General features: G+C 71.2%; 16 protein-coding genes. All 16 read right to left on the bottom strand.

Annotation, left to right across the window (positions count from 1 at the left end; translation table 11 throughout):
- Positions 1–36: 36 nt before the first annotated feature.
- Positions 37–1440 carry a sulfatase gene (locus Pla163_RS07005; protein ID WP_145185662.1) on the bottom strand — a complete coding sequence of 468 codons (1404 nt, stop codon included), beginning with the start codon at positions 1438–1440 and terminating at the stop codon, positions 37–39.
- Positions 1437–2993 (bottom strand): sulfatase, encoded by a 1557-nt coding sequence (locus Pla163_RS07000; RefSeq protein WP_145185659.1) that lies wholly within the window; start codon positions 2991–2993, stop codon positions 1437–1439. Before Pla163_RS07000 ends, Pla163_RS07005 begins: the two co-directional genes overlap by 4 nt.
- Positions 2990–4783 carry a threonine--tRNA ligase gene (gene thrS, locus Pla163_RS06995; RefSeq protein ID WP_145185656.1) on the bottom strand — a complete coding sequence of 598 codons (1794 nt, stop codon included), beginning with the start codon at positions 4781–4783 and terminating at the stop codon, positions 2990–2992. Before thrS ends, Pla163_RS07000 begins: the two co-directional genes overlap by 4 nt.
- Before the next feature lie 486 nt (positions 4784–5269).
- Entirely contained in the window at positions 5270–5482 is a 213-nt protein-coding gene (locus Pla163_RS06990; RefSeq protein ID WP_145185653.1) for a DUF1289 domain-containing protein, read from the bottom strand.
- A 199-nt stretch (positions 5483–5681) separates the two neighbouring features.
- Positions 5682–6677 carry a UDP-N-acetylmuramate dehydrogenase gene (gene murB / locus Pla163_RS06985; RefSeq protein WP_419186403.1) on the bottom strand — a complete coding sequence of 332 codons (996 nt, stop codon included), beginning with the start codon at positions 6675–6677 and terminating at the stop codon, positions 5682–5684.
- The gene (locus Pla163_RS06980; protein WP_145185647.1) at positions 6616–8055 is read right to left on the bottom strand and encodes a UDP-N-acetylmuramate--L-alanine ligase; all 1440 of its coding nucleotides are present in this window, start codon (positions 8053–8055) and stop codon (positions 6616–6618) included. Before Pla163_RS06980 ends, murB begins: the two co-directional genes overlap by 62 nt.
- Before the next feature lie 35 nt (positions 8056–8090).
- Positions 8091–9224 carry a UDP-N-acetylglucosamine--N-acetylmuramyl-(pentapeptide) pyrophosphoryl-undecaprenol N-acetylglucosamine transferase gene (locus tag Pla163_RS06975; protein WP_145185644.1) on the bottom strand — a complete coding sequence of 378 codons (1134 nt, stop codon included), beginning with the start codon at positions 9222–9224 and terminating at the stop codon, positions 8091–8093.
- Positions 9225–9246: 22 nt separating this feature from the next.
- Entirely contained in the window at positions 9247–9726 is a 480-nt protein-coding gene (locus Pla163_RS06970; protein WP_145185641.1) for a hypothetical protein, read from the bottom strand.
- Positions 9723–10883 (bottom strand): LysM peptidoglycan-binding domain-containing protein, encoded by a 1161-nt coding sequence (locus tag Pla163_RS06965; protein WP_145185638.1) that lies wholly within the window; start codon positions 10881–10883, stop codon positions 9723–9725. Before Pla163_RS06965 ends, Pla163_RS06970 begins: the two co-directional genes overlap by 4 nt.
- Positions 10884–10977: 94 nt before the next feature.
- Positions 10978–12213: an FtsW/RodA/SpoVE family cell cycle protein gene (locus Pla163_RS06960; protein ID WP_145185635.1), complete on the bottom strand. Its 1236-nt coding sequence runs from the start codon at positions 12211–12213 to the stop codon at positions 10978–10980.
- Positions 12214–12349: 136 nt separating this feature from the next.
- Positions 12350–13510 carry a phospho-N-acetylmuramoyl-pentapeptide-transferase gene (mraY, locus tag Pla163_RS06955; RefSeq protein WP_145185632.1) on the bottom strand — a complete coding sequence of 387 codons (1161 nt, stop codon included), beginning with the start codon at positions 13508–13510 and terminating at the stop codon, positions 12350–12352.
- 77 nt (positions 13511–13587) lie between these two features.
- Positions 13588–15006 carry a UDP-N-acetylmuramoyl-tripeptide--D-alanyl-D-alanine ligase gene (locus Pla163_RS06950; RefSeq protein WP_145185629.1) on the bottom strand — a complete coding sequence of 473 codons (1419 nt, stop codon included), beginning with the start codon at positions 15004–15006 and terminating at the stop codon, positions 13588–13590.
- Positions 15003–16499, bottom strand: a complete 1497-nt coding sequence (locus Pla163_RS06945) for a UDP-N-acetylmuramoyl-L-alanyl-D-glutamate--2,6-diaminopimelate ligase (protein WP_145185626.1) — start codon at positions 16497–16499, stop codon at positions 15003–15005. The genes Pla163_RS06950 and Pla163_RS06945 overlap by 4 nt, the downstream gene beginning before the upstream one ends.
- On the bottom strand, positions 16499–19033 hold the full coding sequence (locus Pla163_RS06940; protein WP_145185623.1) for a penicillin-binding transpeptidase domain-containing protein: 2535 nt from the start codon (positions 19031–19033) through the stop codon (positions 16499–16501). Before Pla163_RS06940 ends, Pla163_RS06945 begins: the two co-directional genes overlap by 1 nt.
- Positions 19030–19308, bottom strand: a complete 279-nt coding sequence (locus Pla163_RS06935) for a hypothetical protein (RefSeq protein ID WP_145185620.1) — start codon at positions 19306–19308, stop codon at positions 19030–19032. The genes Pla163_RS06940 and Pla163_RS06935 overlap by 4 nt, the downstream gene beginning before the upstream one ends.
- The gene (gene rsmH / locus Pla163_RS06930) at positions 19305–20204 is read right to left on the bottom strand and encodes a 16S rRNA (cytosine(1402)-N(4))-methyltransferase RsmH (protein WP_145192399.1); all 900 of its coding nucleotides are present in this window, start codon (positions 20202–20204) and stop codon (positions 19305–19307) included. The genes Pla163_RS06935 and rsmH overlap by 4 nt, the downstream gene beginning before the upstream one ends.
- Positions 20205–20273: the final 69 nt, after the last annotated feature.

Below are 20273 nucleotides of genomic sequence, written 5' to 3'. Positions count from 1 at the left end.
CGAACGTCCCGACGCGCGGCCTCGGCGCGGACGGCGTCACTTGTAGCCCAGTGCCTCGAGCTGGCGCAGCCGTTCGGACTCCGCTCCGGCATCGGTCGCCGTGACCGGAAAGCGCTCGGCGAGGACGCGGCTCGCGGCGCGCACGGCTTCGATCCGAGCGCGCCAGTCCCGCACGCTGTCGGGACGCGCCGCACCGATGTCGCTTCGCTGCAAGGGGTCGTCGCGGCGATCGAAGAGCTGCTCCAGGGCCGCGCTCCCGTCCCGCCGCAGGACGAAGTGCTCGTTCGCGTCGATTCCGGCGTCGTAGGAACGCCCGCTCTCGCGCAGGAAGAGCTGTGGATACACCGGAGCCGGCACGGTGGGCCCGCTGGCCCCGAGGCCCGCGAAAGCCGGTTCCATGTCGGCGGTCGAGTCCACGTCGAGCAGCTCGAGCAGCGTCGCGGACAGCCCCACGAGACCGACGGGCTCGTCGACGACGGCCGGCTCGAGCCCGGGCCCGGCCACGATCAACGGCACGTGCGTCAGCTCGCGGTAGAGGCCTTCGTGGTGACCGAAGGCACCGTGCTCGTAGAACGCCTCGCCGTGGTCGGAGAAGACCACGACCAGCGTGTTGTCGAGGTCGCGGTGGCTGCCCCAGACCTCGAGCAGCGTCCCGAACAGGTAGTCGGTGTAGCGCACGTTCTCGTCGTAGAGGTCGCTCAGGAACGCGATGTCGTCCGCGCTCGGCTCCGCCACCGCCTCGAACTGGGGCGCTCCGATCTTCGCTCCGCGCGGCGCGTCGAGCAGCGCTTCGGTCGCGGCGCGCATCGGTCCCTGGTACGCGCGATCGGTGTAGACGCCGTAGAACGGCTCCATCCCCACCTGGCGCGGCGGCAGGTACGGCGCGTGCGGTTCGTAGGTGTGCAGGAACACGAACTGCGGCGCATCGCGGTCCTCGCCGGCCAGGTAGCCGTCGAGCGCGGCGATGCGGCCCCCGAAGCTGTCGTGCACGAAGTCGGTGTGGTCGAACCCGCGCGCGATGCCGATCTCGGGCAACAGCTGGCCCTCTTGGGTGATCGCCGCCGTCCGCCAGCCCGCCTCGGCAACCAGGCTCGCGAGCGTCGGAACGCCGTCCGACAGGGCCAGCACGTTGGGGTTCGAGAGCCCGCGATTGAACACGCCGTGGGCGAAGGGCAGGAGGCCGGTCAGGATCGAGACGTGACTCGGTGCGGTGTGCGCGCTGGGTGCGATCGCGTCGGCGAAGCGCACCCCGCGCGCCGCCAGCGCGTCGAGGTTGGGCGTGGTGCGCCGCGTGTGGCCGTAGCTCGACAACCGGTCCGCGCGCAGCGTGTCGAGACTCACGAGCAGCACGTCGGGCATCGACGCCGGGTCGCGCCCGTCCGAGCACGAGCACAGCGCGACCGCGGCCAGCGCCGCGAGCTGGAGCGCGCGCCCCTTCATCGGTCGTCCTCGCCGTCGCCCCCGGTGTACCCGAGCTCGGCCAGCCGCTTCTGCAGGTCGTCGTCGTCCCCCATGGCGCGCACGCTCGGTGGCAGCTCCTGCGCGAAGGCCCGGTCGGCCAGCATGCGAGCGGCCAGACGCTTGCGCAGCGCAACGGCCTCGGGCGGTACGTCCTCGAAGCGGGTGCGTCCCGACGGGTCGCGAGCGAGGTCGAAGTGCTCGGCGCGCCGTTGTTCCTCGCGCTCGAAGACGATCGTCTGCAGACCTGCGATCGCGGCGGAGAAGGACCGCTTTCGACCGAAGGCGTCCTGGGTGAAGGCGGGGACGCCGAGGTCGCTGGGACTCGGCCCCATGAGTGGAAGGAGCGAGGGCTGCGCGACGGGCAGCGGCGGAAGGCCGACGAGCTCGAGCAGCGTGGCGGGCACCGAGGTGAGACCGACCGGGTCGTCCACGACGCGCGGCTCCACCCCGGGACCGGTCACGATCAGCGGCACGCTCGCGAGTTCCTGCCAGACGCCCGAGCGGTGGCCCAGCGCACCGTTGCGCTCGCCCAACTGCTCGCCGTGGTCGGACACCAGCACGATCAGGGTCCTCTCGATGTCGCGGTGCCGGGCCCACAGTTCGAACAGCCGCCCGAGCAGGTGGTCGGTGTAGGCCACGTTCTCCTCGTAGAGCCCGCGCAGGTACTCCGCCTCGTCCTCCGCGAGAGGTCCTTTCACGTCGAGGAAGACTCCGGCCTTCTCGGCGGCGTTCGGATCGTCGATCAGCGCGCGGTAGCGACTGGCGAAGAGGCCCTTCGCATCGGGATCGGTGTAGCGTCCGCGAAAGACGTGTCCGTCGAACTCGCGCGGCGGGAGGTACGGCGCGTGCGGTTCGTAGGTGTGGAAGAAGGCGAAGAGGGGCTCGTTCGGATCCTCGGTCGCCACGACCTCGTCGAAGACCTCGAGACCGTCGAGGAAGGTCGTGCTCTTGAAGTGGTGGAAGTCGCTGCCGAGCGCGATGCCCATGGCCGGCCGGAGCTGACCGCGCCCCCCCACCATCACCACGCGCCAGCCGGCGTCCGAGAACACGGATCCGAGCGTCGGGATCCCTTCGTTCAGGTTGCTGGTCGACGTGGAGGAGGTCGATGCGTTCGGTATCCCGTGCGCCAGCGGCAACAGTCCCGTGAACAGGGACATGTGGCTCGGGGCCGTGTGCGGCGACGGCGCGTAGCAGTTGGAGAAGCGCACGCCACGCGCAGCCAACGCGTCGATGAAGGGCGTCGTGTCGCGCGGGTTGCCGTAGCACGACAACGCGTCCGCGCGCAGCGTGTCGAGGCTGATCAGGAGCACGTCGGGCCGATCGGCCCCGCTCCCGGCGGACTCCGCGTCCGTTCGCGCGTTCGCACCGGGCGCGCGGTCCGCGGCGTCGTTCGTCCCGGTCGCCTGCGGTGCGACGTCCGGCGTCACCACCGCCCGACCGCCCTCGCCACCACCGTCCTCGCCACCACAGGCGGCGAGGACGACGAGGGCGATGGCGCACCAGGGCCGCCGCAGCGCGCGGGCGGATCTCACGTGTCGAGGGCCGGCACTTCGAGACTGCGCCTGGACCGCAGATCGCGCACCACTTCGAGCACGCGCTCGAAGGGCACGACGGCCTGGTCCCGGGTTCCGCGGCGACGCACCGCGCAGGTGCCGTCGGCCTCCTCGCGCTCGCCGACGACGAGCATGTAGGGAACCTGACGTTCCTGGGCCTGCTTGATGCGCTTGTTCATGTGGCTCGGATCGTCCATGCAGTCGACGCGGAAGTGCTCGGCCTCGAGCTTCGCGGCCAGGCTGCGCGCGTAGTCGGCGTGTTCCTCGCGGATCGGGATGACCGCGATCTGCTCGGGCGCCAGCCAGAACGGGAAACGTCCGGCGAAGTGCTCGATCAGGCCACCGACGAAGCGCTCCAGGCTGCCGAGGACCGCGCGGTGGATCATGATCGGACGCTTCTTCTGTCCGTCCGAGTCCGTGTACTCGAGGTCGAACCTCTCGGGCAGGTTGAAGTCGCACTGCACCGTCGAGTTCTGCCACTCGCGACCGATCGCGTCCTTCACCTTGAAGTCGATCTTCGGCCCGTAGAAGGCGCCGCCGCCGTCGTCGAGTTCGAGCGGGATCCCGGCCAACTTCGCGCCTTCACCGAGCGCAGCCGTGGCCGCTTTCCAGATCGCGTCCTCGCCGATGCTCTTCTCGACGGGGCGCGTCGCCAGGTACGCGGTGTAGTCGAAACCGAACGTCGTCAGCATCAGCTTGACCAGATCGAGCACACCGGCGATCTCGCCCGCGAGCTGGTCCGGCGTACAGAAGATGTGGCTGTCGTCCTGGGTGAAGCCGCGCACGCGCAGCATGCCGTGGACGACGCCCGACTTCTCGTAGCGATAGACCGTGCCCAGCTCCGCCCACCGCATCGGAAGCTCGCGGTAGCTGCGGCCGCGATCCTTGTAGATCAGGCTGTGTCCGGGGCAGTTCATCGGCTTGACCCGATAGGGCTGCTCCTCGAGATCCATCGCGGGATACATCATCTCGCCGTAGTTCTCGAGGTGACCGGAGACGGCGAAGAGCGTCTCGCGCGACACGTGCGGGCTGTAGACGGGCTTGTAGCCGCGCGCCTCGTGCTCCTCCCACCAGAACTTCTCGATCTCGTGGCGCACCACGCCGAGTCGCGGGTGCCAGAAGACGAAACCGGCGCCGGCTTCCGGGTGCACGCTGAAGAGGTCCTGATCGGTGCCGATGCGACGGTGGTCGCGCAGCTTCACCTCCTCGAGCCACGCGAGGTGCGCGTCGAGGGCTTCCTGCGTCCAGAAGGCCGTGCCGTAGATGCGTTGCAGCATCGGGCGCTTCTCGTCGCCACGCCAATAGGCGCCGGCCACGCTGAGCAGCTTGAAGTGGTAGTCGCGATCCAGTCGGTCGAGGTGCGGTCCCTCGCAGAGGTCGCTCCAGTCACCGTGCGTGTAGAACGTGATCTCCTCGTCCTTCGGGATCAGATCGACGGCTTCGACCTTGTAGGTCTGGTCCTGGGCCGCGAGTTGCGCGCGCGCTTCGTCGCGGGACAGCGAGGTCCGCACCAGCTCGGGCGAACGCTTCGCGATCTTGCGCATCTCCTTCTCGATGCGCCGCAGGTCCTTCTCCTCGAGGCTGTGCTCGGGGATCTCGAGGTCGTAGTAGAAGCCGTGCTCGATCGAAGGTCCGAAGCCGAACTTCACGTTCGGATAGAGCTTCGCGACGGCCGACGCCATCAGGTGCGAGACCGAGTGGCGGAGCGTGGAGAGCGGGAAGGGTTCGACCTGAACCTCTTTCGCGGCGGCCTTGGCGTCTGAAGCCATGACGGGTCCTCTTCTCGGGTGTCATCCCGACGGGCGGTTGTTCACCCTCGTCCCCACCTGGGCCGAGAGCGGTCGAACGCCGGCCCTCGCGACGTTCGAGCGGAAGAGTCTATCGGACTCGCGCGCGCGCGCTTCGACCTCGTGGGCCCGTCTGCCGCGAAGTGCCCCGCGCGCGATCGACGCGAGAAGCGCGCGGATTGGATGAAGGCGGCGGCCGACGCGTCCAGTGTTCCTCGAGAGCGGGGACCGGCGGGCGGGGAAGCCTTTGGTCCTGGGGAAGGGTGGGGAAGGGGCTCGTCGAGAGGAACAGCCGGTCGCGCGGCCGCCAAGACCCGCTATCGGAGCGCGGGGCCGGGGACCGAAGCTCCCAGGTGCCCGGGGCTCTCGACCGTGCCCCTCGTGGGATCGAAGCGCCGTCCCGGCCCGCGGGGGGCGCCTGGAAGCGAAGAGCGGAGCCTGTTCCTGGCCCCCACCATCGAGCGGGCCTCAGGCTGGCCGCTCGCCCAGGCGCGCGAGCACCGCACGCCGCTCGTCCTCGCCGAGGACCGGCCAGCGCACGATCTCCTCGAGCGTGCGCCCACAGCCCAGGCACAGGCGCTGGTCGTCGGTGAGGCGGCAGTCGCGGATGCAGGGCGACGGCACGCCGGGCGCATCGGTCGCTCCGGACGCCGTGCGGGAGGATCGGGGATCGTGGGTCATCGTCTGGGCCGATCGCGCACGCACGGGCACCGCGGCGCGGCTCCAGGTGCGAGCACGCGGCCGATCAAGTCGTACCCCGCCCTCTCGAGTCGGTCAATCGGGCCGGAACGGATCCGGGCGCCGGACCGGCGGATCCACTCGGGGGCACCAGCGCCAGCGTTCGTGATCGCCGTTCGTGATCGCCGTTCTCGAGCGCCGCTCAGCGTCCGCGCGGATCCCAGACCTTGACCTCGCGTTCGAGCTCGACGCCGAAGCGCTCGGCCACGGTCGCGCGACAGCGTTCGATCAGCGCCAGGACGTCGGTCGCGGTCGCCCCGCCCGTGTTCACGACGAAGTTGCCGTGCTTCGGACTCACCTGCGCCCCACCGATCGCCGCGCCCTTGAGTCCGGCCTCGTCGACCAGTTGCCCCGCGCCGCGCCCACCGCTCAGGTTCGGATCGGGGTTCTTGAACACACAGCCCGCCGACGCCTCGGTCACCGGTTGGACGTCGCGCTTGTGCTTCAGGTAGTCGCGCACCGCCTCCCCCACGATCTTCTTGTGGCTCTTCTCGAGACGCAGCACCGCGCCCATGACGATGCGCTCGCCGAGGTTCGCGTTGCGGTAGGTCGGCGAGCAGCGTTCGCGCGGCAGGTCCTCGATCGAACCGTCCACGTTCAGCACGCGCACGGACTCGACCACTTCCCACAGCTCGCCCCAACTGCCGCCGGCGTTCATCGCGATACCGCCGCCGATCGTGCCGGGGACGCCGGCCAGACCTTCGAGGCCCGACCAACCGAGCGCCTTCGACGCGTTCACCAGACCGGGCATGGACGAACCGGCCCAGACCACGAGCACGGGCTCGCCGCCGTCCTCGGGCAGGGCGATGCGCGGCGTGGCCTCGGAGTACGGATCGCCCGAGTCGTCGCCGCTCTTGTACTCGGGCGGCACCAGGCGGTACGTGCGGCGCAAGCGGTCGGTGGTCACCACGACGCCCGAGACCACGCCGTCGGGCAGGATCGTGTTCGCTCCGCCGCCGAGCAGGTGCAGCGGCAGGCCGCGTTCGCGCACCCACGCGACGGCGTCGACCAACTCCTGCGGAGAGGCCGGCTCGAGCATCAGCTCGGCCGTGCCGCCCACGCGCAGGGTCGAACGTTCAGCGAGGGGCGCTCGCTGACGGTACGCGCAGGGGAACGCTGAGGCTTCGGTCGAGGTCATCGCGAACATTCTCCACGTCTCCGGCTCCCAGTACCAGGGCCACGGCGCGAGGAGCCAGTCCAGCGGCGAAACGGCGGGCGGAAGCGGCGAGTTCGGGCTCGTACTCGGCCGCCACGCCGCGCCCGACGAGGGCCTGGGCCAGGTCCTGGGACCCAGCGAAATGCTCGCCGTCCACGTGCGTCCGCGCGCCGTAGACGTCCGTCAGCACCACGCGCTCGCAGGTGGCCAGCGCGTCGACGAAGGCGTCGAACAGGTGCGCCGTGCGGCTGTGCTGGTGCGGCTGGAACAAGACTTCGATCGGTCGCCCCGGGAAGGCCGAGCGCGCCGCTTCGAAGGTGGCGTCGAGTTCGGTCGGATGGTGGGCGTAGTCGTGGACGAGGTCGCGACCGTCGTAGTGGCCCCAGTGCTCGAAGCGGCGCGCGGCACCGCGGTACGAACCGAGGCTGCGCGCGACGCGCTCGGCGGCGGCGGCGCGGCGGTCGATCGGCAGCACGCCGAGGGCGAGCGCGGCCGCCAACGCGGCGTCGAGACCGAGTGCGCGGCCGTGGACGGCGAGCTGCACGTCCTGCAGCACGAAGCCCGGACCGCGCACACAGATCCGCGCGCCGTGGACGTGCGTCGTGTCGACGCGCACCTCGAGCTCGCGACCGACGCGCCAAACGGCGCAACGCGCGGCGTGCTCGACGGCCGCCGGCACGTCGGGACCGACGACCATCAGTCCGTCGGGGTCGACCTGGCGCGCGAAGCGAGCGAAGCCCTTGACCACGCCCGCGAGGTCGCCGTAGCAGTCCAGGTGGTCGGCCTCGACGTTCGTCACGATCGAGCCGAACGGTTCGAGCGCCAGGAAGCTGCGGTCGTACTCGCAGGCCTCGACCGCGAACCAACCGCGCGCGTCCGGCAGCAGCGCGTTGACGCCGCGCACCATGTCGGTGCCGCCGACCAACGCACCGGGCAGCGGGCCGTCCGGTTCCGACGCGCCTTCCAGCGCGTTGAGCAACAGCCACGTGGTGCTGGTCTTGCCGTGGGTCCCGCAGACCGCCAACGTGCGTTCGGGGCGCGCGAGTCGCGGCAGGATTGCGGCGTACTTGAGCACCGGGATGCCGCGCTCGCGGGCCGCGCGCACCTGCGGATCGTCGTCCCCCACCGCGGCCGAGCGCACGACCGCCTGGGCGCCGGCGGGCAGCGCGGCGGCGGTCGACGGGCCCAGTCGCACGTCGACGCCCAGGCCCTCGAGCCCGTCGACGAACGGCGACCGGACGCGGTCGTGTCCGCTCACGTGGTGACCGCGGCCGACGAGGAGACGCGCGGCGCCGGAGACGCCCGCGCCACCGAGGCCGAGCAGGTGGACGGAGGCGGGCAGGTTCGGGACGAGTTCCATCGTGTGCGTTCGATCAGGACGTGGCCCGCTCGACTTCAGCGGTTCACGAGCACGTCGTCGATGGCGTCGAAGATAGCCGCACTGCCGTTCGGTCTCAGAGCGCCGGCCAGGGCCGCGGCCATGCGGTCCCGATCGCGGGCGCCACCCGCTCCGCACAGCTGAACGAGCCAATTGCAAAGTGCCTCGGGATCCGCCGCGAGACTCGACTCTTCGACGATCCGAGCGCCTGCTCCGAGTTCGAGCGCGTTGTGCCACTGGTGGCGATCTGTGTGGTGCGGGTACGGCACGACGACCGCCGGCGTGCGCGCGGCCGCCACTTCCACCAACGTCGCCGCACCGCCACGGCACAGCACGACCGTGGCGCGGCGGAGTTCGTCCGGCACGCCGTCGAGGTACTCGTGGGCGCCGTAGGACCCCGGACCCGCGACGAGCCCGGCGGCTCCCTCACCGAGGCGTCCGGGCCCCACTTGGTGCACCACGTGGACGCCGGCGGCGACCAGGGCCTGTGCACTGCGCGCAACGAACGCGTTGAGGCCGCCCGCCCCCTGACTGCCGCCGAGCACGAGCAGGCGCGGTCCGGTCGCGGCGCCGTCGGGATCGCCCGTCCGATCGCCCTCGCGCTCGGTCTGTTCGTCGAGCACGGGCGGCAACGGCGGGCCGGTGTGGCGGTGGCGCCCCCCGGCAGGCGCACCGATCGGCAGACTGCCCGCCATCGAGTGGCAGACCGCGGCACTCAGCGGACCGAGCCAGCGCACGGCCGTTCCGGGGCGCGCGTTGACCTCGAGCAGCACCACGGGCACACCGCAGAGGCGCGCCGCGAGCACACCGGGCGTCGAACCGAATCCACCGGTGCCGATCAGGACGTCGGGCCGGAAAGCGCGCAGTTCACGGCGCGCACGCAGGACGGCCCGCGGCAGGTCGACGGCCTGGCGCAGGCGACCGGGTGCGCCGCGCGGCCCTTCCAACCGAAGCGCCGACGTGGTTGCCGGAACGCCGAGGACCTCGGCCAGATCGCCGAGGACGCGCGTCTCCACGGGGCGCCCGGTCGTGAACCAGTGCACGGACTCGACCCGTCCGCCCGCGACGCCGTGGCGCAACAGCCCCAACGCGGGAACCAGGTGTCCACCGGTTCCACCGCCCGCCAGAGCGATCCGCAGGGCGCGCGTCACGGGCGAGAACGGACGTCCACCGTCAGTGCGGCGCGACGTCGAAGTCCGGCGCGTCGCCCGGGACGATCGAAGCGGTGCGTTCGGTGACGGCGCTCGTGTCGATGGTGGGTCGATCGGAATCGGTCGACGCGGTCGCGGCGCGTTCGAGGCCGCTGCGATCGGTCGACGCGGCGCGCGACGCGCTCGGGCGTTGCAGCAGCACCTGTTGGTGCGAGGCGCCGGAGCTCGAGCGCACCGGCTGGACGACCGGTGCCTTGGTGGCCGACGTGCGGTCGGGCATCGTCGCTCCGAGCTCGCGCCGCACCTGCCCGTTCGCGGAGCCGCCCACCGCCGCACGACTTTCAGCGGAGTCGCTCGCAGCGGAGTCGCTCGCAGCGGTTCGCGCGGGAACGACGTCGTCGTACGCCCCCGCCACCCCGCGCGCCAGGCAGTCGAACGCGCACGGGAACTGCCAGAGCACGAGACCCGCGCAGAGCGCGGTGAAGCAGATGGCGGACTTCAACGCACGCGCGGGGTCGAACCCGAACCGGAGTTGGAGGCGACCGAGACCGGAGCCGCGTTCGCTGCGGCCGCGCCGTCACCGAGCGCGGCCAGGTTGGCCGTCGCCGGCAGAACGATGCGGTCGCCGACGCGCAGGCGCTCGGGCACGAGACCGGGGTTGAGGGCCTCGATCTGCTTGTACGCCGACGCGCTGCCCAGGGCCGCCGCGGCGATCCCGCTCAGCGTGTCGTTCGGACGAATCGTGTAGACGACGCCCTGGCCCGCGGACGGGGCGGGACGCGCGTTCGACGGCGCCGGCGTCGCGGCGGGCGTGGGTGCAGGCGCGGAGGCCACCTGGGTCGTCGTGTCCTGCGCAGCGCGCGCGATCCGCGCCGGCTCGGGACGGCGCAGCGTGTCCCCCACGCCGAGGCGATCCACGTCGATGCCGGGGTTGGCGTCGACGAAGGCCTGCACGAGACCGGTCGCGCCGAAGAGTCGGTAGCTGCGCCCGTACTCGCGTTGGAGCTGGGTCGACAGGACGCTGTCGACGACGAGCGGACCCGTCGGAAGCGCGGGCGTCGCAACGGCCGGCGGCGTCGCGACCGGCGTCGTGCGCGGCGGGTTCCCGACGGGCTGGATCTGTCCGACCATCCCGACGCGGTCGGCCCCCGTGCCGACGTTCGCGTTCACCGGGTCGGCGTTCACCAGGATGGAGCCGCTGCCGCTGCCCACGGGCGCTCCACCGTTGAGCTTGGGCGCGGGCGGCGAGGTCTGCGTGCCCACGAGTCCGCTGGACGCGGGCGGCGGAACGACGACCGCGACGTCGTCGCCGCGCGCCGGTGCGCCGCCGAACGGGTTGTGGGGCGCGGTCCTCTGCGGCGCGGTCTCGCGGTCGTTGCGGTCGTTCGCGACGGGCTGCGGACGGGTGCCGGGCTGGTCGGCGGAACGCAGTCCGTTGCCGCGCTCACCGCTCGCGATCGTGTTCGACGGACGCGTGGATCCGGCGTTCACGGCCGGCAGCCCCTGGCGTGTCACGGTTCGATCGGCCTCCTGTTCGAGGGCGGCGACCGTGCCGTTCGACTCGTCGACCCCCTGCGGACCGTCCCAGGCGACGATCGCGACGACGGCGACGATGATGAAGAGGAGCGTGACGAGTCCGTAGCGTTCGATGGGCTGCATACCGATCGGCCGAGCGTGGCGGGTGCCCGCGCGAAGCGGACCCCTGGACGAGAGTGAGGAGCGAGCGTTCCGACCGACCTGGCGGCGAGTGCCGTCAGGCGGAAGTGGTCGGAGCGTGGACGGTGGTCGAGGCGTCGGCGGAGCCGAGGTCGTCGGCTTGGCGGCGCGCGGTGCGGCGCGCGGCACCGAGCACGAGTCCGACGGTGAGCGAAGAGACGAGCAGCGACGTGCCGCCGCTGGAGAGGAACGGGAGCGTCATGCCCTTGGGAGGCATCAGCCCCGAAACGACGCCCACGTGGACGACGGCTTGGAAGGCGACCGACAGCGTCAGGCCGAAGGCGCAGACGGCGTCGAAGCGATCGCGCACGGCGAGGACGACGCGCGCCCCGTACCAGAGGAACGCGACGAGCAGTGCGATGAGGCCCACGACTCCGGCCCAGCCCAGCTCCTCTCCCACGAACGAGAAGGCGAAGTCGGAGTTCTGATAGCTGAAGCCGAGGTTGCGCAGCACGCCCCCCGTGTAGCCGGCGCCGAACGGGCCGCTCGTGGCCAGCGCGCCGACCGCTTCGTTGACCTGCGCGTTCTGGGTGCGATCGAGCCACATGGCCAGGCGCCCGGAGACGTAGCCCTGCCCCGTGACGGCCAGAGCGAAGGCGCCCACCGAGAGGCCGAAGAACGGGAGGGCGACGCGGCTCGTGGCCACACCGCCGGTCCACATCGTCGCGCAGGCGCAGATCAGGAGCACGAGCGTGCCGCCCAGGTCGGGTTGGACGAGCACGAGACCGGCGATGGTCATCGTCACGCCCATCATGCGCGCGAGCCCGCGCCGGACGGTGTCGATGCGCGGCCCGAGGGCGACGCAGTAGTGCGCCAACCACAGGATCAGCACCACGCGGGCGACCTCCGACGGCTGGACCGAGATCCCGACGTGGATCCAGCGCCGCGCCCCGTTGAGGTTGACGCCGATGCCGGGCACGAAGACGCAGAACAGGGCCACCAGGGACAGCGTCACCAGCAGCGGCAGGAACGGCCTCAGACCGCTCGGACCGATGCGCGCCGCGACGAGGATCACGACGATCGCGAGGGCCCGCATCACGAGCTCGGCCACCACGTGCGCGTGGAACTCCGCGGTCCCCATCACGGTCGCGGCGTGCCCCACCTGCAGGAGGAACCCCGCACCGAGCAGCGCCAGGACGACCCCGAACAGCCCGCGGGCCGGACCGGTCACGTCGCGCTCGCCCATGCGATCGAGGAAGCCCCCGAAGTCGAGCTGCCCTTCGCCGCGCACGGCGGTGCTCGCGGCGCGGCCTCCGCCGACGGCGGCGAGCATGGGGCGTTCGGATCGGGCGCGGGACACGGTGGGCGGTGGGCGGTGGGCGGTGGGCGAAGAGGTGGGTGTCGAGTGAGCGGTACGCAGCTGGCCGTTGATGACCGCGGCGCGGTTCCAAGGGCCGGTGGTTCGGACGTCAGCGGATCTTGAGCAGCGCCAGACTCGCGAGCGCTCCCACGGCCGCCAGGATCCAGAAACGAATCACGACGGTGACTTCGTGCATGCGTTCCGGGCGCTTGACGAAGACACCGCCGTAGAGCTGGAGTCCGTGGTGGATCGGCGCACACGTGAAGATGCGTTTTCCGCCGCTGTGGCGGAAGTAGAAGGTCTGCAGCCAGCTCGATCCTGCGTCGATCACGAGAACGCTGGCGATCAACGGCAACACGAGCTCCTGCTTCGACACGAACGCCATCCACCCCAGCACGCCGCCGAGTGGCAACGAACCGGAGTCGCCCATGAAGACTTTCGCTGGATAGGCGTTGAACCACAGGAAGCCCATACAGGCTCCGCACAGCGCGCCGCCGACGACCGCCATGTGACTGGCGTCCTCGACGTAGGGCACGTTCAGGTAGCTGGTCCAGTCCTCGCGGCCGGTGACGTAGCAGAAAATCGTCAGCGCCAGGCCGGAGATGAACACACAGCCAGCGGCCAGCCCGTCGAGACCGTCGGTGATGTTCGCGGCGTTCGCGGCGCCGACGACGACGAGCCACTCGAAGGCGATGAAACCGACGAGACCGACGACGCCCCAGATGCCCGCCCACTCGAGCGGCGAGATCTCCACATTCTTGAAAAGCGGTGGATAGAGGCTCGTCAGGCGCGAACGGCCGGTCAGTCGCGCGGACTGCACGGCGGCTCCGATGGCGTAGAGGCAGACCACGCTGAGGCCCAGCCACTTCGCGCGACGCGACATGCCGCCGCTCTTCGGACGGGTCAACTTGGTGTAGTCGTCGAGGAATCCGACGGCGCCCAGTCCGGCCACCAGGACGAAGCCCAGATAGACGAGCGGACGGGTCATGTCGCCCCACAGCAGGACGCCGGACAGGAAGGAGACGACCAGGAAGCTGCCCCCCATCGAGGGCGTGCGGTCCTTGCCGGCGTCGCGCGAGACCGTGGCGAGATCGGCCGATCCGCTGGTGTCGACGTTGTCGTCCACCCGCAGCGACTTGAGCCAGCGGATGGTGGGCGCGCCGAGCAGCAGCGCTAGGGCGAACGACGTCAGCGCCGCCGCCACGACCCGGACCGAGATGTACTCGAACAGAGTCAGTCCGAAGAGCTGGTCGAGGAGGTCACCGAGCACGGTGGCGCTCCGTCACAGGACCGTGTCCCTCCGTCAGCGGGAAGCGCACGCGCGCGGCCCGATCGTCCCCCTGACGATCAGACCGCACGGTGCGCCCCCCTCTCGAGGACCGTCGCCGCGGCGTCCACGACGCGCTCGAGAGCCAGCCCCCTGCTGGCCTTGAACAGGACGACGTCGTCCTGCCTCAAGCGCGCCGGTACGGCGGCGACGGCCTCTTCCGTGGTGGCGTGGTGGACGACCCTGTCGGACGGCATGCCGCCCGCCAGAGCTCCCTCGGCGATGATCTCGCCGAGGTCGCCCACGCACACGAGGAGCTCGAATCGCGCTGCCGCGACCAGTCCACCGAGTTCACGGTGGTGATCGGCGGCGAGCGCCCCCAGTTCGAGCATGTCTCCGAGCACCATGACGCGTCTCGACGCGGTCTTGCGACCGGCCAGGACGCGCACGGCGTTCCGCGCGGAGTCAGGATTGGAGTTGTAGGTGTCGTCGATCAGTTCGACGCCGCCGATGTGGATGCGCTGCATCCGGTGCGGTGCGGCCCGCAGCTCCGTCAGGCCGCTCACCAGTTCGTCGACGCGAAAGCCCATGGCATCCACCGCCGCGAGGGCCGCCGCGATGTTGGCCGCGTTGTGCGCGCCGATCAGAGGCACGGCCACCTGGAGCGGAGCTCCGTCCGGGCGCGTGACCTCGAAGCGCAAGTGGTCGACCTCGTCGCGCACGGCGCGCGCGTTCCAGTCGCCGCGCCCTTCGACGCTGAAGGTGCGCACGTTCGCCCGAGTCATCGAGCGCAGCCGATCCACGAAGTCGCCCTCGGAGTCGAGCACGAGGTGGTCGTCGGGCCCCAGCTCCGCGCCCAACTGCCCCTTCTCCTCGCACACGCCTTCGATCCCCCCGAGACCTTCGAGGTGCGAGTGGCCGATGGCGGTGATGACGCCGACGACCGGCTTGGCGATGCGCGTGAGGGCGGCGATCTCACCCGGAGCGCTGGTTCCGACCTCGAGCACCACGGCGCGCGTCGTGTCGTCGGCCAGCAGCAGCGTGTGCGGGACGCCGATCGAGTTGTTGAACGACTTGGGTGCGGCGGCGATGTGTCCGACCCCTGACAGAAGTGCCGCTGCGGCGTTCTTGGTCGAAGTCTTGGCGACCGAGCCCGTGATCGCGAGCACGGGACAGGTGAGACGCGAGCGGTGCCAGGCCGCCAGGTCGCCGAGCGCGCGCACGGTGTCGGGCGCGACGGCGACGGCCAGGTCGCTCGGCAGCTCTCGCGCGGTCTCCTCCCGGCGCACGAGAACCGCGCCCGCACCGCGCCCGAACGCGTCGGCGGCGTAGCGATCTCCGTCGAAGTTGGGTCCTTCGATCGCGACGAAGAGCTGTCCCGGACGCACCTCGCGCGTGTCGGTCGTGACCCCTACGAGACGCAGTTCGTCGTGCGCGCCGGCGTCGCGCGGCATGGCGCCCGTCGCTGCGAGCAGGTCCTTGAAGGTGAAGCGGATCACCGGAGTGCCTCCCGCACGACCTGGGCGTCGCTGAAGGGCAGGAATTCACCGGCGATCTCCTGGGTGAGCTCGTGCCCCTTCCCGGCGAGCAGGATCACGTCGCCCGGTTCGCAGGCCGCCACGGCCGCGTGGATCGCGGCGCGGCGATCGGGCTCGACGATGGTGACGGCACCGGGCACGAGACCGGCGCGCGCCTGTTCGATGATGGCGAGCGGGTCCTCGCTGCGCGGGTTGTCGCTGGTCAGGACGACCGTGTCGGCCAGTTCGCTGGCGACGCGCGCCATGAGCGGGCGCTTGCCCTGATCCTTCTCACCGCCGCAGCCGAACAGGCACACGAGGCGCCCGCTGCCCGCGACGTCGAGTTCGGCGCGCAGGGCACTGAGTGCGGCGCGCAGCGCGTCCGGCGTGTGCGCGAAGTCGACGTAGGCGCGCACCGCGTCGCCCTCGACGTGCGCCGGGTCGAGCCGACCGATGACGCAAGGGACGGTCGCGAGTCCACTCCGCAGCGCGGAGGGACTCGCTCCCGACACGAGCACGGCGGCCAGTGCCGCGAGCGCGTTCGCCAGGTTGTGGACCCCTACAAGAGGCAGGACGAACGATTCCCAAGAGATCCCCATCCCGTCGAGGAACGAAGTTGAGCCCCCGGGGACCACGTCCAGGCGAGAAGCGCTCAGGTCCGCTCGGGACCCGATGCTGTACGTATGCACGCTGGCGCCGCGCTCGCGCGCGATGTCGGCGTAACCGGCGGCGACGGGATCGTCGGCCGGCAGGATCGCGTGACCCCCGGGCTTCAGGGTGCGGAACAGCAGCGCCTTCGCGGCGGCGTACTCTTCCATCGTCCCGTGGTAGTCCAGGTGGTCGCGCGTGAGGTTGGTGAAGATCGCCACGTCGAGGTCGAAGCCGGCCAGTCGGTGCTGACACAGCGCGTGGCTGCTGGCTTCGGTGACCAGCGTGTCGCCGCCCGCCGCGAGGTGCTGCGCGCAGAGGCGCTGCAGTTCGGTGGCGTCGGGCGTGGTGTTGTGGGCCGCGTGCACCGAGCCGCCCGCGATGGAGTTGCCCACGGTCCCCACGACCGCGGGAACGTGTCCGGCTGCGCGCAACAGGTGCGCGAGGATGTGGGCCACCGTCGTCTTGCCGTTCGTGCCGGTGACGGCGAAGGTCGTGAGCTTCTTCGACGGCGAACCGTGCACGAGGGAGGCCGCCTCCCCCGCCGTGCGCCGCGCCGCGTCGTGCAACCACAGCGGTACGGAACCGGCCAGTGCCCGAGCCGCGGCCTCGGCCTCGGTCGGTGCGAGCAACGCGACGGCTCCGCGTTCGAGCGCGGACCCGGCGAACTCGAGACCGTCGACGCGGTGGCCGGGCAACGCGCAGAACAGGTGTCCGGGCGCGACGCGGCGGCTGTCGAGGTGCACGTCCGAGAGCTCGGGATCGACGGATCCCGCGGCGGACGTTCGACCGCCGAGGCGGGCGACGACTTCGGAGAGGCGCACCATCAGCGTCCCACTCCCGTCCACGGACGCTCTTCGAGGTCCTCGAGCTCGGGGATCGCCACGGCGTCGAGGCGCGGGCGACCGTCCGTGTGCACGCGCGCGCGCAAGCGGTCGGCCGCGTCGTACCCGAGCGCGTAGGCCACCACGTCGACGGCCGCCGCACCGGTCACGTCGGAACCGAAGCGGACCTTGCCGCGCGGGTCCTCGGCGACGATGTAGGTCAGGACGCGTCGCCCGGCGAGCGGTCCGGAAGCGACTTCGCCGACGACGACGATCGACGAGGTGTAGCCCCACTTCGCGCCGCCCCAGTCGCCACTGTGTTCACGGTGCGCCGCGCCGGCCTTCCACTCCTCGCCGGCCTCGCGGGCGCGGCGCAGGGACTCGCCCATGACGTGGTAGGAGACGTCGCCGCGCTCGAGCTTCTCGTAGGTGCCGGTCTTGGTCTCGAGCAACAGTCCGTCGGGTCGCTCGAGTCGGCGTCCCGTGCCCTCGGTCGCGCCCATGGACATCATCGAGCGCAGCTTCTGGACCGTGCTCTTCCGCACGATCGCGTCGCCGCTGCTGGGCGGCATCTCGATCGTGCGTCCGGCCTCGACGGCGTCGATGAGGCGCAGGGGCCGCAGTTCGCCGTCGTGCACGAGTGCGCAGAGCGCCGTCACGTGCTGGAGCATGTTCACGGACATCGCGTCGCCGAACGCGACCGACGTGTGACTGCGCGTGCGCGACCAGACGTTGCGGTCGTTCGCGGAGGCGCGCTCGCCGATGATGCCGGCGGGGTTCTGCCAGTTCGGCGGGAGCAGGTCGGTGGGCAGCGAACGTCCGTAGCCGAACTCGAGCGTGCGCTGCTGCCAGGTCTCGACCGGAACGAGGTGCCCGATCTGGACCATGCCCGCGTTGCTCGAACGCGCCAGGCACATCGAGGCCGTGATCGCACCGCGGGCGAAGCCCTCGGCCTCCCCCACGACGCGCCGCGTACCGGGCACAGTGAAGTGACCGTTGCCCACGTCGAAGATCGTGTCCGGGCGCACCAGATCCGCGTCGAGGGCCAGCGCCATCGTCACGATCTTGAAGGTCGATCCCGGCGTGAAGCCGTGCTGCAACGGCGCGAACGTGCCGAACTCGTAGGGGTCGCGCCAGTCGAGCGCCAACACGTCGCGCGTGTCGAGATCGATGACCACCCCCATGGTGAGCGAGGTGTCGTGCTCGGCCTCGACGCGCTCGAGCGCCGCCCCCAGACGGACCTGCACGCCCAGGTCGAGCGTGGACACGACGCGCGGCGGGAGCGACCCGCTGCCGTGGTCGACGTAGTACTCCTGGTCGTGCGAACGCGCGCGGACCAGGATGTTGCGTTCGAAGGTCTCGTTGACGCCCGGCGCGTCGAGACCGAGGCGCGCGAGCGTGCGTTCGGCGGCGTACTGGATGCCGAACAGGGCGTGGCGCTGGCGCACGTCGCCGTCCACCCACCCGACGTTGCCCAGGGCGCGGAAGCGCGTCGCCGGGTAGCGGCGGTCGGAGGTCGGCGGCAGCCACATCTGGAACGCTCCGACGTGCTCCTCCGCGAGGAAGGCGCGCACGGCGTCGACGTTCTCGAGCGTCAGGCGATCGCAGAGTTCGACGTAGCGGCAGGGCATCAGGCGCTCGAAGACCCACTCGCTCGAGCTGCCGATCAGCTGCCACTGCGGCACGGTCTTCGAGACGCGCCACGCGGGCGGCGTCTCGATCACGCCGTCGAGCAGCTTCGAGAGGCCCGTCTTGGGCGGTACGACTTCCCAGCCCTTGGGCGGCTCGGCGGACGTGCGCGCCCACTGGGCGAGTTCGCGCTCGCGCGGACCCTCGAGGTGCTTCCACAGTCCGGCGCCGAGCGCGCGCACCCAGGCGGCGGCACTGACGGTGCGGTCGTCGTCGAGCTTGCGATCGATGCGCTGGCGCACCGTCTCGTCGAGCAGGAGCAGCGGGCTCCAGCGCAGGCCGTAGAGGATCTGATCGCTGGGCGCGCCGGGCTCGGGCAGCCGCGCTTCGACGATCAGCCCGGGCAGCGGATCGACGTTGGGGTACAGCGTCGGTCCGCCGTCCGCGACCCAGTTCGAGATGGCGGCCGCTTCGTCGCGCGTCAACGCGAGCCCCTCGACCGAACGCCAGCCGTACTCGTCGACGCGCAGCAGTTGGTGCTCGAGGTCCGCGTCGAGCTGGTCGCCGAGAACGCGCTCGAGACCGTCGAGGATGCGGGCCGGCGTATGGACGAGCCACAGGTGGAAGGGCGAGGCTTCGAGCGCGAATCCGCGCACCGAGTGGGCCAGCGTCGACCCGTCGCGATCGGTCAGTTCGAAGAGCGGCGGTTCGGCGTACTCGAGCGCGGTCTGGACGATCGGTTCGGGGCGCTCGTGGCGCGTTCCGTCGTCGATCGCGCCGGCCTCGAGTGCTTCCAGCTCCTGCGTGGCGACGACCTTCGAGCCGACGGCCAGAAGACCGACCGCGATGAACGCGAACGCGATCATCGAGCGCCGCGGGAGCAGTGACGACGTGTGCCAGCCGCTCACTCGTGCACCTCTGCGCCCTGCGCGTTCTGGCTGGCTGCGAGTTCGGGATCGGCGAGGACGCGTTCGGTGCGCTCGAACTCCTGACGCAGGAGCGCGACGCGTTCGCGGACCCGCGTGTCGACCGCGTCGATGCGCGCGCGCACGTCGTCGCAGCGGTGGATCTCGTCCGCGAGGTGCGACGCGAGGGCGTGGTTGCCCTGCGACACGTAGGCGGCCTGCACGCCGACCAGGAGCGTGACGAGACCGACGAAGTAGAGACTCGTGGCGCGGCTCATGCCGAAGCCTCCACGGTCAGCGCACGCGCGGCGCGCAGGCGTGCGGAGCGGGCGCGCGGGTTCGTGCGCACTTCGTAGCGGGACGGCTCGACGGCGCCGTCGGTGAGCAGCTCCCAGCGATCGGCGCGACGTCCGCGGCCGAAGGCGCGCTTCACCACGCCGTCCTCGCCGCTGTGGAAGGTGATGACGACCAACGCGCCCCCACTCGGTGCGAGCACGGCGTGCGCGTCGTCGAGCAGGACGTCGAGTTCGCGCCCCTCGCCGTTCACCGCGCGGCGCAGGGCCTGGAACGAACGGGTCGCGGGGTGCGTCTTGCCGCGCTGACCGCCGAGAGCCTCGGAGATCACGCCGGCGAGGGCCGCGGTGCGCTTGAAGGGCAGTCGCTGGCGCGCAGCGACGATCGCGGCGGCGACGCGCCGGCTCTTGCGCTCACCGCCCTCGTGGAAGAGAAGATCGGCGAGGTCGCTCTCGCTGGTGCGGTTGACCACGTCGGCCGCCGTCAGTTCCGCGGACGGATCCATGCGCATGTCGAGCGGACCGTCGCTCATGAACGAGAAGCCCCGTTCAGCGCGATCCAGGTGCAGCGAGCACACGCCGAGGTCGGCGAGGACGGCGAGCGGCGCACTGCGCTCGGCACAGGTCTCGGCCAGTTCGGAGAGCCGCGCGCGAACGAGCTCGAAACGCCCCGCGAAGGGCGCGAGCGTGCGCTCGGCCTCGAGCAGCGAGTCGGGATCCCAGTCGCAGCCGACGACCGAAAGCTTCGGGAAGCGCGCGAGCAACGCGGCCGCGTGCCCGCCGGCTCCGATCGTCCCGTCGACGTAGAAGCCCTCGGGCTCCGGCCCCAGCGCGCGGACGAACGCGTCGATCACCTGTTCGACGAGCACGGGAGCGTGCACGTCCGGCGCGCTCGCCCGTTGGGCGTCGCTTCGGTGCGCACCGCCGGTGCGGTTCGCTCGATCGTCGGT

Source organism: Rohdeia mirabilis (assembly GCA_007750655.1).
Lineage (GTDB): Bacteria > Planctomycetota > UBA1135 > UBA1135.
The sequence above is the reverse complement of the archived record's forward strand: the minus strand, read 5'-3'. Positions and strand labels throughout refer to the sequence as shown.

What these genes read in the sequence shown, in the direction of transcription:
- Pla163_RS07005 (WP_145185662.1), bottom strand. Translation starts at nt 1,440, where the DNA reads ATGAAGGGGCGCGCGCTCCAGCTCGCGGCGCTGGCCGCGGTCGCGCTG.
- thrS (WP_145185656.1), bottom strand. Translation starts at nt 4,783, where the DNA reads ATGGCTTCAGACGCCAAGGCCGCCGCGAAAGAGGTTCAGGTCGAACCC.
- Pla163_RS06990 (WP_145185653.1), bottom strand. Translation starts at nt 5,482, where the DNA reads ATGACCCACGATCCCCGATCCTCCCGCACGGCGTCCGGAGCGACCGAT.
- murB (WP_419186403.1), bottom strand. Translation starts at nt 6,677, where the DNA reads ATGACCTCGACCGAAGCCTCAGCGTTCCCCTGCGCGTACCGTCAGCGA.
- Pla163_RS06980 (WP_145185647.1), bottom strand. Translation starts at nt 8,055, where the DNA reads ATGGAACTCGTCCCGAACCTGCCCGCCTCCGTCCACCTGCTCGGCCTC.
- Pla163_RS06965 (WP_145185638.1), bottom strand. Translation starts at nt 10,883, where the DNA reads ATGCAGCCCATCGAACGCTACGGACTCGTCACGCTCCTCTTCATCATC.
- Pla163_RS06960 (WP_145185635.1), bottom strand. Translation starts at nt 12,213, where the DNA reads ATGCTCGCCGCCGTCGGCGGAGGCCGCGCCGCGAGCACCGCCGTGCGC.
- Pla163_RS06945 (WP_145185626.1), bottom strand. Translation starts at nt 16,499, where the DNA reads ATGGTGCGCCTCTCCGAAGTCGTCGCCCGCCTCGGCGGTCGAACGTCC.
- Pla163_RS06935 (WP_145185620.1), bottom strand. Translation starts at nt 19,308, where the DNA reads ATGAGCCGCGCCACGAGTCTCTACTTCGTCGGTCTCGTCACGCTCCTG.